The 14,107-nt window shown below is 55.5% G+C and carries 17 protein-coding genes and 1 tRNA gene; 12 read left to right on the forward strand and 6 right to left on the reverse strand.

The annotated features are described in order from the left end of the window. The first annotated feature begins 61 nt into the window (after positions 1-61). Complete coding sequence (locus JCM2850_RS08680; RefSeq protein WP_148301224.1) at positions 62-1,198, forward strand: hypothetical protein; 1,137 nt, start codon at positions 62-64, stop codon at positions 1,196-1,198. 77 nt (positions 1,199-1,275) lie between these two features. Here JCM2850_RS08680 and JCM2850_RS22665 read toward each other — a convergent pair whose 3' ends face one another. The 4 genes from JCM2850_RS22665 to queA all read right to left on the reverse strand — a co-directional run bounded on the left by JCM2850_RS22665 (position 1,276) and on the right by queA (position 4,074). Beyond that, positions 1,276-1,818, reverse strand: coding sequence for an inorganic phosphate transporter (locus tag JCM2850_RS22665; protein ID WP_234406171.1), 543 nt, complete (start codon positions 1,816-1,818; stop codon positions 1,276-1,278). Positions 1,819-1,826: 8 nt separating this feature from the next. Beyond that, complete coding sequence (locus tag JCM2850_RS22670; protein WP_267879260.1) at positions 1,827-2,453, reverse strand: inorganic phosphate transporter; 627 nt, start codon at positions 2,451-2,453, stop codon at positions 1,827-1,829. After that, a complete protein-coding gene (locus JCM2850_RS23415) occupies positions 2,435-2,887 on the reverse strand; it encodes an inorganic phosphate transporter (RefSeq protein WP_267879261.1) in 453 nt (150 codons plus the stop codon). The genes JCM2850_RS22670 and JCM2850_RS23415 overlap by 19 nt, the downstream gene beginning before the upstream one ends. A gap of 146 nt (positions 2,888-3,033) precedes the next feature. After that, entirely contained in the window at positions 3,034-4,074 is a 1,041-nt protein-coding gene (queA, locus tag JCM2850_RS08690) for a tRNA preQ1(34) S-adenosylmethionine ribosyltransferase-isomerase QueA (protein ID WP_025871221.1), read from the reverse strand. Positions 4,075-4,107: 33 nt separating this feature from the next. Here queA and JCM2850_RS08695 point away from each other — a divergent pair. From JCM2850_RS08695 to JCM2850_RS08735, 11 genes are all read left to right on the forward strand, one after another. Then, positions 4,108-4,192 (forward strand) — tRNA-Leu (locus tag JCM2850_RS08695). Between the two features lie 355 nt (positions 4,193-4,547). Then, complete coding sequence (locus JCM2850_RS08700) at positions 4,548-5,174, forward strand: PepSY-associated TM helix domain-containing protein (protein ID WP_025871223.1); 627 nt, start codon at positions 4,548-4,550, stop codon at positions 5,172-5,174. Between the two features lie 47 nt (positions 5,175-5,221). Beyond that, positions 5,222-5,737 (forward strand): DUF2271 domain-containing protein, encoded by a 516-nt coding sequence (locus JCM2850_RS08705; RefSeq protein WP_025871225.1) that lies wholly within the window; start codon positions 5,222-5,224, stop codon positions 5,735-5,737. 39 nt (positions 5,738-5,776) lie between these two features. Further along, positions 5,777-6,595: a DUF4198 domain-containing protein gene (locus JCM2850_RS08710; RefSeq protein WP_088177746.1), complete on the forward strand. Its 819-nt coding sequence runs from the start codon at positions 5,777-5,779 to the stop codon at positions 6,593-6,595. Positions 6,596-6,597: 2 nt separating this feature from the next. Continuing rightward, a complete protein-coding gene (locus tag JCM2850_RS18165) occupies positions 6,598-7,473 on the forward strand; it encodes an FAD:protein FMN transferase (protein WP_234406172.1) in 876 nt (291 codons plus the stop codon). Further along, positions 7,470-7,601, forward strand: coding sequence for a hypothetical protein (locus JCM2850_RS23420; RefSeq protein WP_267879263.1), 132 nt, complete (start codon positions 7,470-7,472; stop codon positions 7,599-7,601). Before JCM2850_RS18165 ends, JCM2850_RS23420 begins: the two co-directional genes overlap by 4 nt. Next, positions 7,598-8,488, forward strand: coding sequence for a flavodoxin domain-containing protein (locus JCM2850_RS22675; RefSeq protein ID WP_051525333.1), 891 nt, complete (start codon positions 7,598-7,600; stop codon positions 8,486-8,488). Before JCM2850_RS23420 ends, JCM2850_RS22675 begins: the two co-directional genes overlap by 4 nt. Before the next feature lie 44 nt (positions 8,489-8,532). Then, a complete protein-coding gene (locus tag JCM2850_RS22680) occupies positions 8,533-9,294 on the forward strand; it encodes a ferredoxin reductase domain-containing protein (protein WP_234406173.1) in 762 nt (253 codons plus the stop codon). 60 nt (positions 9,295-9,354) lie between these two features. After that, a complete protein-coding gene (locus JCM2850_RS08725; RefSeq protein WP_025871228.1) occupies positions 9,355-9,720 on the forward strand; it encodes a hypothetical protein in 366 nt (121 codons plus the stop codon). Between the two features lie 436 nt (positions 9,721-10,156). Further along, positions 10,157-10,495, forward strand: coding sequence for a P-II family nitrogen regulator (gene glnK, locus JCM2850_RS08730; protein WP_025871230.1), 339 nt, complete (start codon positions 10,157-10,159; stop codon positions 10,493-10,495). Positions 10,496-10,506: 11 nt separating this feature from the next. Then, complete coding sequence (locus JCM2850_RS08735) at positions 10,507-11,829, forward strand: ammonium transporter (protein ID WP_025871232.1); 1,323 nt, start codon at positions 10,507-10,509, stop codon at positions 11,827-11,829. Positions 11,830-11,914: 85 nt separating this feature from the next. Here the strand turns inward: JCM2850_RS08735 and JCM2850_RS22685 are convergent, their stop codons facing one another. Further along, a complete protein-coding gene (locus JCM2850_RS22685; RefSeq protein ID WP_234406187.1) occupies positions 11,915-12,766 on the reverse strand; it encodes an SGNH hydrolase domain-containing protein in 852 nt (283 codons plus the stop codon). Between the two features lie 121 nt (positions 12,767-12,887). Beyond that, the gene (locus tag JCM2850_RS21890; protein ID WP_199898296.1) at positions 12,888-13,868 is read right to left on the reverse strand and encodes an acyltransferase family protein; all 981 of its coding nucleotides are present in this window, start codon (positions 13,866-13,868) and stop codon (positions 12,888-12,890) included. Positions 13,869-14,107: the final 239 nt, after the last annotated feature.

Genomic DNA, 14,107 nt, shown 5'->3' on the forward strand with positions numbered 1-14,107 from the left:
GCCTCTTGCCCTCATGGCTCAAAATAAACTGATTCAAACTCAAAAGACCCAAGCGCCTCAAGTGCCCCCAGCGACTCATAGCAGCAAGCTGGTGGTTTATATTTCCGGCCATGGTTATGGCCATGTGGCACAGGTAGCCCCAGTGCTCAATCAGCTGGGCCAGCGTTATCCGCAATTGCAGTTGCTCATCTGCAGCGCCGTCAACGAGACCTTTCTGCGCTCACGTATTCATGTGGCCTTCAGCTACCAGCCACGCAGTGCCGATTTCGGCATGTTGATGCAATCGGCGTTCAAGGTCGATGTCGCCGCCAGTGTGGCTGCCTATATAGCATTCCACAGTGACTGGCAGCAAAAACTGGACAGCGAGATTGCCTGGCTGCGTGAGCAGCAAGCCACGGCTGTATTCTGCAATGTTGCCTATCTGCCCCTGGCGGCGGCCCAGCAGTTGGGCTTGCCCGCCCTGGCGCTGTGCTCACTGAACTGGGCAGATATTCTTGAGTATTACGCCCCGGCCCATCCTGCGCTGCTGGCGGCACAGCAACAGATACGCGCAGCTTATGCCAGCAGCCTGTTCTTGCGCCCCAGCCCATCCATGCCCATGCCCTGGCTGCATAGTGTAGAGATAGGGCCGCTGGCGGACCCGCTGCCCTCTGCGCGCCAGACCTTATTGCAAAGCCTGGGGCTAAATGCAGATAGCCGCCTGGTGCTGGTGGGCATGGGCGGTATAGAGACCCAGGTTTCCGTGCAGGCCTTCCCGCGGATAGCTGGCGTGCATTGGTTGTTGCCACGGGAGTGGCTGCCTGTTGAACACGCTGATAAACCTGAAAGTCTTAAAAGCTCTGAAAATCTGCGCGATGACTTCCATGCGCAGCAGGATATCCCCCTGGGTTTTTCCAGCCTGATTGCCAGCGTTGATCTGGTATTGACCAAGCCCGGCTATGGCACTTTCGTGGAGGCCGCCTGCCATGGCTTGCCTGTGCTGTATGTGCCGCGCGATGGCTGGCCGGAGCAGGATGATCTGATTGCCTGGCTGCAAGCGCATGGGCAATGCCTGCCTGTCACCGAGGATGCCTTGCGTGACGGCGAGTTTGCCGATCCATTGCAGCAGCTACTGGCCTTGCCCAAATCCGCCCCTGTGCAGCCCGTGGGCAATCAGCAGGCGGCTAGCTTGCTTGCCCGGCATCTAGCATTTAATTGAGCCTTTAAACCAAAAAAACCTGGCTTTATGCGTGGCATAAGGCCAGGTTTTAAGTGAGTCTGCTGGTATCTACAAGACTAAATAAATTGCGAGAACAGCCAGTAGATAGAGCCAGAAAGCAGCATGGCCATAGGCAGGGTCAGCACCCAGGCCATCAGCAGATTGCGTATGGTGGCCATCTGTAGGCCAGAGCGATTGGCCGCCATGGTGCCAGCCACACCTGAGGACAAGACCTGGGTGGTGGAGACTGGCAGACCGTACATATCGGCAGCGCCTATGGTCAGCATGGCCACAGTCTCGGCAGAGGCACCCTGGGCGTAGGTGAGGTGGGTTTTGCCTATGCGCTCACCCACGGTCACCACAATACGTTTCCAGCCCACCATGGTGCCCAGGCCCAGCGCAATTGCCACGGCCACCTTGACCCATAGCGGAATGAATTTGGTGGCCTTGTCGATTTCCTTCTTGAAGGCCATCAGATTGTCTTTGGTATCCCCCTGCAATGGCACCAGCGCAGGGTTTTTATCCAGCACGCGTATGGTTTCAGATGTCAGGTACATATCGTTACGCACGTTGGCCACCGCGTCAGCAGGCACCAGGGACAGGCTGCCATAGCCACGCACCTGCTGGCCTATGCTCCAGTCACCGCGGCCAGCGCAGGGAGCAGTTCAGGCGTCACTTGCTTGGTGCGGACAAAGGCGGAGAGGGTATCCAGTGGTTTCTCTGGCGCAGCGCCAGGGGCAATCTTGATCAGCGATTGCTGCGTTACCTGGGCTACGGCGGCAAACTGCACGGCTTGATCCGCAGGCATGGCGCGATTGAGCGCATACGCCATAGGCACCGTGCCCACCAGAATCAGCATGATCAAACCCATGCCTTTTTGCCCGTCATTAGAGCCATGGGCAAAGGAAACGCCAGTACAGGTCAGTATCAGCAGGCCGCGTATCCAGGCTGGTGGTGGCTTGTTGCCCTTGGGTTCACGGAACAGCTCACGGTTTTTGATGACGGCGCGCAGGGTCAGCAACACCAGTGCAGCAGCAACAAAACCTATCATGGGGGAGAGCAGCAGCGAGTAACCTACCTTGCTGGCTTGCGCCCAATCCACCCCGCTGGTGCCGTCACGGCCATGCATCAGTGCATTGGCAACGCCTACACCTATGATGGAGCCGATTAAAGTATGCGAGGAAGAGGCAGGCAGGCCGAGGAACCAGGTGCCCAGATTCCAGAGTATGGCGGCGATCAAAAGCGAGAACACCATGCAAAGCCCGCAGCGGAGCCGACTTGCAGTATCAATTCGACCGGGAGCAGGGAAATAATGCCAAACGCTACCGCGCCGCTGGAAGCCATGACGCCGAGGAAGTTGAAGAAACCAGACCAGACCACAGCGACGTTAGCGGGCAGTGAGTGGGTGTAGATAACGGTGGCCACCGCATTGGCGGTGTCGTGGAAGCCGTTGACGAATTCAAAGCCCAGGGCAATCAGCAAGGCCACGCCCAGCAGCAGGAAAGGCAACCAGGTGCTGGTGGCAGTGCCAGTGCTGACCACATCATGATTGAGATTGGTGATGGTGAAAATCACACCCGCCAGCATCAAACCAAAGAACAGTATCTTGGTGAATATGCCGGGCTTGCTGTGCAATTCCGGACGGCTGGCTGACTTGTTTGCGTCGAGGACGCTGCTTGAATTGTTCATCTGCTCATGGCTTTAGGCGGGTCTAGCCCGCATTTTGCTGGCGCATTATGACATATTCATGACAATTACTAGTCAAAATTAACTGCTTGATTGGTGTTGACATTTCCTAGGTTGCAAACCTAGCCAGCCCATCCTCAAGTCACCTATCAAGGCGCGGATGACGCCTGCCGCTCCAGCAACATGGCATCGCCATAGCTGAAGAAGCGATAGCGCTCACTCACTGCATGCGCGTAGGCAGCACGGATATGGTCATAGCCAGCAAACGCCGACACCAGCATCAGCAGGGTGCTCTTGGGCAGGTGGAAATTGGTCAGCAGGCGTTCAACCACCTGGAAGCGATAACCCGGAGTAATAAAGATATCGGTATCGCCTTGTCCGGCCACAATGCTGCCGCTGCGGGCCGCACTCTCCAGTGCACGCAGCGCCGTGGTGCCCACCGCTGTCACCTTGCCGCCACTGGCGCGGGTCTGGCTGATCAGTTGCACAGTCGATTCAGGCACGGAATACAACTCGCTATGCATTTTGTGTTCATGGATATCATCCACGCGCACGGGCTGGAAAGTGCCTGCGCCTACATGCAGGGTGACATAGGCAATATTGATGCCTTGCGCCTGCAGCAGATCGAGCATGGCCTGATCGAAATGCAGGCCTGCCGTGGGCGCAGCCACAGCGCCAGGTTCACGCGCATAGACGGTTTGATAGCGTTCGTCGTCGGCTTCGCCCGCGTCATGCGTAATATAAGGTGGCAGCGGCAGCGCGCCATATTGCTCCAGCAAGTCCAGCAAGGGGGTCTCACCCAGGAAGCGCAGGTGGAACAAATCATCATCACGCCCCAGCACTTCGGCTTCAATCTCGCCTGCCAGTTGGATGCGGCTACCCGGCTTGGGTGAGCGCGATGAGCGCACATGGGCCAAGGCTTCAAACGGATTGAGAATGCGCTCAACCAGCACTTCCACCTTGCCGCCGCTGGCTTTTTCACCGTGCAGCCTGGCCTTGATCACGCGCGTATCGTTGAAGATCAGCAGGTCACCCGGCTGTAGCCAGGAGGGCAGGTCGGTGAACTGCTGATCGGTCAAATTACCCGTGTTGCCATCCAGATGAAGCAGGCGGCTATCGCGGCGCTGTTTGGCGGGAAATTGGGCGATTAGCTCGTCCGGTAAGAAAAAATCAAAATCTATGGTGCGCATCGTCATAAGGATTGCTATAATGCGCGACTTGTTGCCGAGGTGGCGGAATTGGTAGACGCAGCGGACTCAAAATCCGCCGCCGCAAGGTTTGGGGGTTCGATTCCCCCCCTCGGCACCAACAACAAGTTTTCAGCACTATTCAGCAGTCCTGTTTTTCCTCAGTAAAATTTCAAAAGTACTACCTTGTTTCCAGGCGTTACTAGCTGGTGGCCTTGAGTCACAGCCTGCACGGCCTGCATGCACTGGCTAGATCATTCCAGCCTGTCTGCCTTATTACCGCCTTTTACCCTGGGCAGGGCTTGGCACGTCTGCGTTGCAGAACGACGCCGGATTATACCTAAGTTGTCACCACTCCTTATAGTGGGCTTTCTATAAGGCAAAACAGTGCAGATCGTGCGGCTGCGTTATAAATCGTGCGGCTGCGTTATAATGAGTGTCGTTCTCATTTTGTTGCGTCATTTCGCCTTCTGCTTATGCAATCAGTGCAATCTTCCTCTGGCGCACGTTCCTTCTGGCTAAAACATCTTTATCGCTGGCACTGGATCAGTTCTGCCATCTGCCTGATCGGCATGCTGCTGTTTGCCGCTACCGGCATCACCCTCAACAATGCCGAGAAAATTGAATCCAATGCCGTCATCAGCAAGAAGCAAGGTCAAGTGCCCAAGCCCTTGTTGCCGCGCCTGCAGGCCGAGTACGCCGATGATGCACCACTACCCAGTGTCATCGCCGATTGGCTGGCGGGCAGCCTGGGCATAGAAACCGCAGGCCGCAAGGCGGAGTGGTCTGAGGATGAAGTCTATGTTTCCCTACCACGCCCTGGCGGTGACGCCTGGGTGGTGATAGATCGCGAAAGCGGCAGCCTCAATTACGAACTCACCGAACGCGGCTGGGTGTCTTATTTCAATGACCTGCACAAAGGCCGCAATACTGGCCTGGCCTGGAGCTGGTTTCTTGATATTTTTTCCATCACAGCGCTGATTTTTGCCATTACTGGCCTCTGCCTTTTGCATATGCACGCAGGGAATCGGCCATTGACCTGGCCGTTGGTGGCCTTAGGCATGGTGATGCCGTTGATACTGGTCATTCTGTTTATTCATTAGGTTATTTATTCATTTATTAATACTGAGTCTTGCTTGAGGAGATTTGCATGCGTTACGCCTTTATCCCGGCCTTAATTGCGGCCTTGTTTGCCAGTAACAGCCAGGCGGCTGGCCTGGATGTCAAAGTCAGCGTGCCACGTATCAATGCCGCTGAATATCACCGCCCATATGTGGCGGTATGGGTAGAAACCCCTAATCAGGATATCGCTACCACCTTGTCGGTCTGGTATTCCAAGGACAAAGCCGAAGGCAAGGGCACCAAGTGGCTCAAGGATTTGCGTCAATGGTGGCGCAAGGGCGGACGCGATCTGGATATGCCGCTGGATGGTGTTTCCGGGGCTACCAAGCCTGTAGGCGAGCACACGCTGTCCTATACCGAAGGCAAGGCACCGCTCAATAAACTGGCGGCAGGTGAATACAACCTGGTGGTAGAAGCCGCGCGTGAAAAAGGCGATAGAGAGCTGGTGCGCATCCCCTTTAGCTGGCCTGCCAAAAAGGCCGAAACCCTGAAAGCCAGTGGTGAATCCGAACTCGGTGCCGTCAGCCTGGAACTCAAACCCTGATCTTGCAATCAATGATTGCAATCTATGAAAGCTCAGTCCATGAACACAATTAAGTCTACTGTGAAATTTTCTCTATCCCTGATGGCGGCCGCGGCAGTGCTCAGCAGCAGCCTGGCGCAAGCGCACGGCTACTGGTTGTTGCCTTCCAGCACCGTATTGTCGGCGCCGCAGTTTGTCACCTTTGACGCTGCGGTTTCCAATGACCCTTTCCATTTCAATCACCGCCCCCTGGCCGTGGATGAAGTGCAGGTCACAGCACCCGATGGCAGCAATCAACGCCTGCAAAACGTCAGCAAGGGCGAGCTGCGAACCACCTTTGATGTGAATTTTGAGCAAAAAGGCACTTACCGCATCAGCAACTACCGTGAAGGCGTGCGCGCTTCCTGGAAGGAAGACGGCCAACCCAAGCGCTTCATGGGCAAGATAGAAGAATTCAAGCAGCGCGTGCCTGCCAATGCGCAAGAGCTAAAGGTCTCAGAGATTGCCAATCGACTGGAAACCTTTGTCACAGTGGGTTCGCCCAGCCCGCTCAAGACCAACGGTCATGGTCTGGAAATCGTTTCTTCTGTACACCCGAATGACTTAGTGGCTGGTGAACCCTTGACCCTGCAATTCCTCGTCGATGGCAAGCCCACCGCCGGGGTTGAGGTGGAAGTGATTCGTGGCCAGACCCGCTACCGCAACCAGAAGGGCGAGCAAAAGCTTAAAACCGATGCCGATGGCAAAGTGAAGATAGAACTGCCAGAAGCGGGCATGTACTGGCTGGATGCAGACTTTGTTGATCACAAGGTTAAAACCAAGGAAGCCAGCGAGCGCAGCCTGGCCTATGTGCTCACCCTGGAAGTATTGCCTCAGTAACTATGCGCCAGGTACTCATCCCCCATCAGTTGCATGATTTGCCGCGCGACTTGCCGCAGGGTGACATCATCACCCTGAACGGCCTGAGCATGGGCACCAGTTGGTCTGTGCGCTATGTGGCGCAGCCTACGCTGGGTCACGATCAAACTGCCGTGCAAGCGGCGATTGAAGCGGCGCTGGCACAGGTGGTGCAGCAGATGAGTACCTGGTTGCTGGATTCTGACATCAGCCAGTTCAACCAATTGCCTGCGGGCCGGGACATCATCATTCCGCGCGATTTTGCCACCGTGCTGGAAAAAGCCTTGCAAGTGGCAGTGCAGAGCGATGGTTGCTTTGATCCCACTATAGGTGCGCTGGTCGATCTATGGGGTTTCGGCCCCGCCGAGGCGATTCATGCGCCCCCATCTCCAGCGGCGATCAACGCCGCTTTGCTGCAAAGCGGCTGGCGCAAGCTAGGTTGGGACAGTGCCAACCGCCGCTTGACCCAGCCTGGCGGCCTCAAGCTGGATTTTTCCGGCATTGCCAAGGGCTTTGGTGTAGACCAGGTGGCAGCCAGCCTGCAGCAACTAGGTTTGGCGCATTATCTGGTGGAAGTGGGTGGCGAGTTTTATGGCCAGGACGTCAAGCCTGATGGTCAACCCTGGTGGGTGGCGCTGGAGCGTAGCGATGATGCCGGGACCTTGGATGAATATGTCGTGGCCATACATGGCCTGGCCTTGGCCACCTCAGGCGATTACCGCCGTTATTTTGAATATGAGGGCAGGCGCTATGCCCACACGCTGGACCCTGCCACGGGCTGGCCACTGTTGCATGCACCAAGCTCGGTGAGTGTATTGGCGGCCAGCTGCATGCAGCTGATGCGCTGGCGACAGCCTTGACCGTGATGGGTAGCGAGCGCGGCCTGGCCTATGCCCAAACCCATGATATCGCCGTGCTGTTTACCACGGCTCATGAATCAGGCCTGCGCCAGCAGGCATCTCCCGCGCTACAGGCTTTGCTGCAATGAAGCAGGCTGGCGCGATATGGGCTTGGTCTTTCATGGCCAGCCTGATATTCAGCTTGCCTGCCCAGGCGGCCATCGAAAATTCGTCCATGGAAAATCCGGCCTTTAATCGTGGCATGCTGGCCTTGGCGATTGCCTTGGCTTATATCATTTTCACGGTATGGATTTTCAAGCGCCACCGTCGTCGCATGGCTTTACCTGCTAGCTTGCAAGCCAAGGCAGGCAGCAGAGAGACGGCTAGTAGTGAAACGGCACTGCCATCGAGTAAACCCGCCAAACCCGAGCCTAGCATGCTGGTGGCTTATGCCAGCCAGAGCGGCCATGCCCGCGAGCTTGCCATCAAGACAGCGCTTTCCTTGCAGGAATCCGGCATACACACACGCTGTTTCTCGCTGGATGAAGTTGATAGCGACTTATTGCAGCGCATACCGCGCGCCCTGTTTGTGGTCAGCACCACAGGCGAAGGCGATGCGCCAGATAACGCCAGGGGCTTTGTACAGCGGTATATGCACCCAAGTCAGGGCCAGGCACTCAATCTGACCAAGCTGCAATACGGCATTCTGGGGTTGGGCGATAGTAGCTATCAATATTTCTGTGGCTTTGCTCATGAGCTGGATGGCTGGCTGCAGCATGTGCATGCACTGCCCTTGTTTGACCTGGTACAAGTCGATGGTGATGACCCCGGCGCACTGCGTCATTGGCAATATCAGCTAGGCTTGTTGGCGGACAATGCGGAGATGGCTGACTGGCAAGCGCCGCAATACGATAGCTGGCGCCTGGTGATGCGCCAGCAGCTTAATTCGGGCAGTGAGGCAGGTGCGGTCTACCATCTGGGCCTTAAGCTGAGCAGAGCGGCACCCGCTGGCAAGCGGGGGATATTGCCGAGATAGGCCCAAGAAACTCAGCAGCCTCTGTCACTGCCTTATTGGATGCCTTGGGTTTAACCCAGCAGCAGGCCGAGCATCTTGAAGATGCGGTGGATGTGCACACGCTGGCGCAGTCACTCAGTGAACGCCTGCTGCCGCATGATGCCCATGAACTGGCGCAACTGCAGGGCATGTCACCGCAGACCTTGCTGCAAACTCTCAAGCCTCTGCCACACCGTGAATACTCCATCGCCTCTTTGCCCGGAGATGGCCAACTGGAGTTGGTCATCCGCCAAACCCATTACCCCGATGGCAGGCCAGGGCTGGGTTCGGGCTGGCTGACCCAGTTTGTGGGATTGGGCGAGAAAGTCGCGCTGCGCATACGCGAGAATCCCAGCTTCCACCCGCCAGCAGCAGATCAGCCCATGATTTTGATTGGCAATGGCACCGGTATTGCCGGATTGCGCGCGCATCTTAAAGTCAGGGCAGCCAATAGCTCCGCTCCCAGCTGGCTGCTGTTTGGCGAGCGCCAACAGACTTGTGACTACTACTTCCAGACTGAGATCAAGGCTTGGCTAAAGAGCGGGGTGTTGCAGCGCGTGGATGCGGTGTTCTCGCGTGATCAGGCAGAGAAAGCCTATGTGCAACATGTGCTGGCGCAGCAGGCCGAATTACTGCGCGAGTGGGTCAAGCTAGGCGCGGTGATCTATGTCTGCGGCAGTGCCAGTGGCATGGCTCCGGCGGTGCATAGTGTTTTGTTGCATGCGCTGGGAGAACCGCTGCTGACGGAAATGGCATTGCACGGACGCTATAGGCGTGATGTTTACTGAAATGCCAGAACGCGCGATATAAGCGCGCAATGCTCTGCTGACTTTCTGTTGGCGCAGCCGATGGCAATAAATCACCGTCATCTGTCCAAAAGCCATGCTCAGCCTGGAGCATGGGCTACTGCTATCTATCAAGTATGCGAGCATGCACTGGTGGATTTTGAGCAGAAATACCTATCTACCAATCACCCAAGCTTATTTGTATTAACCCTCACAGTGATGGCTCATAGTGAGTGTGTACGTATTATCCATACGAATGTACGTTATAAACATACAATTTCGTGCTGGCTGGATTTATCCGAAGGTGAAATTCAAGCATTGCAACAGCAGCTTGCAAACCTGTTAGAAGAAGTTGAGTACAACTATAAAGCCTTGATCAAGCGTAAACCACATTTGAATGTGGCCTCGCATAGAGGCTGCTGCCAGTGAGTATCTATATTCAGGCTACTGAATTTTCTCAATTCAGGTCTGCGGTTCCGCACTCAAAGCTGGTGCGCGTTGCACCATTTAGCAATTCCCTTAACATTTTCTTCGCCGCTTGCCACTCAGGCTTGCCACTCTGCCGAGCCTGCAACTCCCCTCAGCGATTAATCTCGCGCTCAAATCAATCTCAAGCTCTCATCACCCTAAGCTCATCCATAAGCTCATGCGTAAGAAATATGCACTAATTTGGTGCCAGGCCTGATATTGGTGCATTAAATAACTTGTTGTTGTCGCTGATCTCAAACATGTTTTTACTAAGATGCTGAAATATATGATTAAAACACCCTGGCACGAGAGTTGCTGAGTCAGCAGTGTTCCAAAGAAACATTGTATGAACCAGCTTGCTGGTGTTTATCAACAAACTTTGATGCAAGGAGCATGTATGAAATTCATATCCGCTATCATCAAGCCGTTCAAGCTTGACGAGGTGCGGGAAGCTCTTTCCGCTATTGGCGTCCAGGGGATCACAGTCACTGAGGTGAAAGGATTCGGGCGGCAAAAGGGGCATACCGAGCTATACCGTGGTGCTGAATACGTGGTGGATTTTCTTCCCAAGGTGAAACTGGAAGTTGCCATTGAAGACGGCTTGCTGGATCAGGTGATTGACGCGATTGAGCAGTCCGCAAGCACCGGCAAGATCGGGGATGGCAAGATTTTTGTGTTTAATCTTGAACAGGCTTATCGCATACGCACCGGTGAAACCGGCGCAGATGCGCTTTGAGGGGGCAAGCCATGAAGCGACTTTTATCAATATCCACCTTGCTGGGCCTGTTGGGCAGCAGCTTGTACGCAATTCCCAGCCTGGCAGAAGAAGCGGCCGCAGCCGCCGCTGAAGCGCCAGCAGTTCTCAACAGTGGTGACACTGCCTGGATGATCGTAGCCACCGTGCTCGTCATCATCATGGCTGTGCCTGGTCTGGCCATTTTCTACGGCGGCCTGGCGCGTGCCAAAAACATGTTGTCCGTTCTCATGCAGGTGATGGTGACGTTTTCCCTGCTGTCTGTACTGTGGGCGGTGTTTGGTTACAGCCTGGTGTTTACCGATGGCAATGCAGTGATCGGTGGTCTCAGCAAGGCCTTCCTCAATGGCATTACGCCGGATAGCCTGCAAGGCACTATTCCCGAGCTGTTGTTCGTCACCTTCCAGATGACATTTGCGGCCATTACTCCGGCGCTGATCGTCGGTGGTTTTGCCGAGCGCATCAAGTTCTCTGCCGTGCTGTTGTTCATGGCTTTGTGGATGACCTTCTCTTATGTGCCTATGGCGCATATGGTCTGGGGCGGCGGCTGGATTGGTGAGCTGGGTGCAGCGGACTTTGCTGGCGGTACTGTGGTGCATATCAACGCTGGTGTTGCGGCGCTGGTGGGTGCTCTGGTGCTGGGCAAGCGTATTGGTTTCGGCAAGGAAGCCATGCCGCCGCATAGCCTGGTGATGACCATGATAGGTGGCTCACTGCTGTGGGCAGGTTGGTTCGGTTTCAACGTCGGTAGCGAACTGGCTGCTGATGGTGTTGCTGGCCTGGCTGTGGTGAACACACAACTGGCAACTGCTGCTGCGGTTATCGGCTGGACCTTCGCTGAGTGGCTGATCAAGGGCAAGCCTTCCATGTTGGGCGCAGTGTCTGGCGCAATTGCAGGTCTGGTAGCGATTACGCCTGCCTGTGGTTTCGTTGGCCCTATGGGTGCCATCATCCTCGGCTTCATCGCCAGCTTTGTCAGCCTCTGGGCCGTGACCAAGCTCAAGAACGCCCTGGGTTATGACGACACCATGGATGTGTTCGGCATCCACGGTATCGCCGGTATCATCGGTGCGATTGGCACTGGTGTGTTCATGGCACCTTCCCTCGGTGGCGTAGGCTACGACGAAGGCGTGACAATGGGCCATCAGGTCTATGTGCAAACCGTGTCTGTAGGCTTCACCCTGATCTACGTCGCAGTTGTGAGCTACATCCTCTACAAGATCGTGGATCTGGTAATCGGTCTGCGTGTGACAGAAGATGACGAGCGCGAAGGTCTGGATACCGCTTCCCACGGTGAGCGTGCATACCACTCCTAAGCAATACACTTTAGTCAGGAGACACTAGTCTCCAGCAACGAAAGCCCGGCATTGCCGGGCTTTTGTAATTATAGCGTGGTTAACTTTAAAGTTTGAGGCCGCTGATCAAGTGTTGCGCCCCCGCCAGGCTCAGGTGATTGTCATCGAAATACAGTGACTTTCCATCCATGACGGCAGGGCAGTAGCCATTGGCGCAGAGTATGTCGGCTGTTTTTAGCGGATGTATCGCTGGCCCAGACAAACTATCCAGCTTGGCAAGAATATAGGCATGGCGGGATTGGTAGAGCGCCAGCGTAGAGACTTGCTCTAAAGGCACAGTATCAGTCTGCTGCAACACGGAAAACGGCGTTACCAGCTTGCTGATATCGGCAGGCAGTTCTGGGATGGGGTAAAGCAGATGCACCTGTTTGCCTGCGGCTAGCAGGCGTTCGATGATGGTGTGCAGGCTTTGCCAGTACAGCTCGCGCAAGGCCAGTGCCGATTGGCCGCCATAAGCCGGACTAAACTTGTTGGCCGGGCTGATATCGCTGGGCTGTTGACTGCCTGCTTCCATCTCGCCAAACAAAAAGCGCGTATAGCTAAAGCCCAGCAGCACATGCTGGATTTCTGCATGTTTTTCCAGATATTGCAGTGATTCACGTATCCAGGCGCTACAGCCTGGCTGCCTAGCCTCAAACAGTAGCGCAGGCGGGCAGCCGCTAAAGCTCAGATGCAGCAAGCCTGGCTTGGTATTGACGTCCTTGGTGATGTCCTTGTCCTTGCTTTGCGCCTGCAAACGTTGCGCCAGCGCATAAGCCAGCTCTACCGTGTGGCTATCACCAAAGCTGGCCCAGTGCACGTCCTGGCCAAAGTAAGTACAAGCCTGGGCAGGTTTGAGGTAATCCGTGCCACTGGTATGGCACTGCTCGCGCTTGGGGCTGGGGGCTATGCTGGTCATCAGCTCGGCCTGGGCAAAGCGCTGCGGCTGGCCGTTAAGCCCCAGCACCCCTATGCCTATGATGGCTGCCAACGCAATGGCGGAAAGCTGGAAGATACGGCGTCTGTCATAGCGTTTGCGGTCACGGAAAGGCTGTTCCACCCAGCGATAACTCAGCACCGCCAGCAATACCGCCAGGAGGATGGCGAGTGCAAACAGCAAGGGGTGAGGCGCGTGTACATGCTTGAGGCGCAAAAAGGCAAACAAGCTGGTGCCAGAGATATAGCGAATAGGAAATCAAGCCTATGCCCACCATGGTGCGGCTGGCCAGCAGCTTGCCCACAGCATAATGACTATCGGCAAAGGCGATGATCAGGCAAGCGCCCAGTACCGGAATCAAGGCATACAGGCCGGGGAAGGGCGTGCTGTGATCCAGCCCGAAAATCGAAGCCACAATCAGCAGCATGCCCAAGAGCGCCAGCCAGGGGCGTAGCTTGGCTGGCAACTGCCATTGTTCAGGCCTGGCCAGCGCCAGCATGGCACCTGCCAGCAACTCCCAGGCACGGCTGAAAATCAGATAGAAATTGGCATCAATCTGCTGCATGCCTAATAGCAGTTCTGAACCCAGCAGGGAGATAACCATTAAACCCAGCATCAGCCAAGCTAGGCCACGCCGCCGCAAGAACCAGCACCAGGCCAATAAAAGGGGAAACAGCAGATAAAACTGTTCTTCTACCGCCAGACTCCAGGTGTGCAGCAGAGGTTTTTCATCAGAGGCGGTGGAGAAATAGCCGCTGCTCCAGTAGAAAAATACATTGGAGCAAAAGCTGGCAACGGAAATCAGGCTGCGCGCGTAATCCTGCAACAAGGCGGGTGGCATGAGCATAAACGCAGCAATGCTGGTCACCAGCAACACCACGCTCAAGGCAGGCAAGATACGGCGCGCGCGTCTTTCATAAAAACGCGAGATGGAAAATTTTCCCGCCTCCAGTTCAGCGAGCAGGATGGAGGTAATCAGATAGCCACTGATGACAAAGAAGATATCAACGCCTATATAGCCGCCGGAAAAACCAGCCCAGCCCGCATGAAAAAATATCACGGCCAGCACGGCGACCGCACGCAAGCATCTATCTCGCGTCTGTATTGCACGCTTTCCCCTTATGCACCTAATGATGTGCTGGTGTGACAGTGACTAGAGAGTGAAATTCAAGCGGGTGAGATTTAGGCGGATGTGTGGAAGCGAGGCATAGAGTCCTGCTTATTGCTGAGACCTGCGGTCAGAGCATGAGCTGGCGGGCCTGTAGGCGCGTGCTGCGCCAGCCCAGATGGTCGTAATAGGCCAGGGCGGGTGGGTTATCCATA

It is taken from the genome of Methylobacillus glycogenes JCM 2850 (assembly GCF_000617925.1).
Taxonomy (GTDB): Bacteria; Pseudomonadota; Gammaproteobacteria; order Burkholderiales; family Methylophilaceae; genus Methylobacillus; species Methylobacillus glycogenes.

What these genes read in the sequence shown, in the direction of transcription:
- JCM2850_RS08700 (WP_025871223.1), top strand. Translation starts at nt 4,548, where the DNA reads ATGCAATCAGTGCAATCTTCCTCTGGCGCACGTTCCTTCTGGCTAAAA.
- JCM2850_RS08710 (WP_088177746.1), top strand. Translation starts at nt 5,777, where the DNA reads ATGAACACAATTAAGTCTACTGTGAAATTTTCTCTATCCCTGATGGCG.
- queA (WP_025871221.1), bottom strand. Translation starts at nt 4,074, where the DNA reads ATGCGCACCATAGATTTTGATTTTTTCTTACCGGACGAGCTAATCGCC.
- glnK (WP_025871230.1), top strand. Translation starts at nt 10,157, where the DNA reads ATGAAATTCATATCCGCTATCATCAAGCCGTTCAAGCTTGACGAGGTG.
- JCM2850_RS22670 (WP_267879260.1), bottom strand. Translation starts at nt 2,453, where the DNA reads ATGGTGTTCTCGCTTTTGATCGCCGCCATACTCTGGAATCTGGGCACC.
- JCM2850_RS08725 (WP_025871228.1), top strand. Translation starts at nt 9,355, where the DNA reads ATGGCAATAAATCACCGTCATCTGTCCAAAAGCCATGCTCAGCCTGGA.
- JCM2850_RS22675 (WP_051525333.1), top strand. Translation starts at nt 7,598, where the DNA reads ATGAAGCAGGCTGGCGCGATATGGGCTTGGTCTTTCATGGCCAGCCTG.
- JCM2850_RS22685 (WP_234406187.1), bottom strand. Translation starts at nt 12,766, where the DNA reads ATGACCAGCATAGCCCCCAGCCCCAAGCGCGAGCAGTGCCATACCAGT.
- JCM2850_RS08735 (WP_025871232.1), top strand. Translation starts at nt 10,507, where the DNA reads ATGAAGCGACTTTTATCAATATCCACCTTGCTGGGCCTGTTGGGCAGC.
- JCM2850_RS08705 (WP_025871225.1), top strand. Translation starts at nt 5,222, where the DNA reads ATGCGTTACGCCTTTATCCCGGCCTTAATTGCGGCCTTGTTTGCCAGT.
- JCM2850_RS18165 (WP_234406172.1), top strand. Translation starts at nt 6,598, where the DNA reads ATGCGCCAGGTACTCATCCCCCATCAGTTGCATGATTTGCCGCGCGAC.
- JCM2850_RS23415 (WP_267879261.1), bottom strand. Translation starts at nt 2,887, where the DNA reads ATGAACAATTCAAGCAGCGTCCTCGACGCAAACAAGTCAGCCAGCCGT.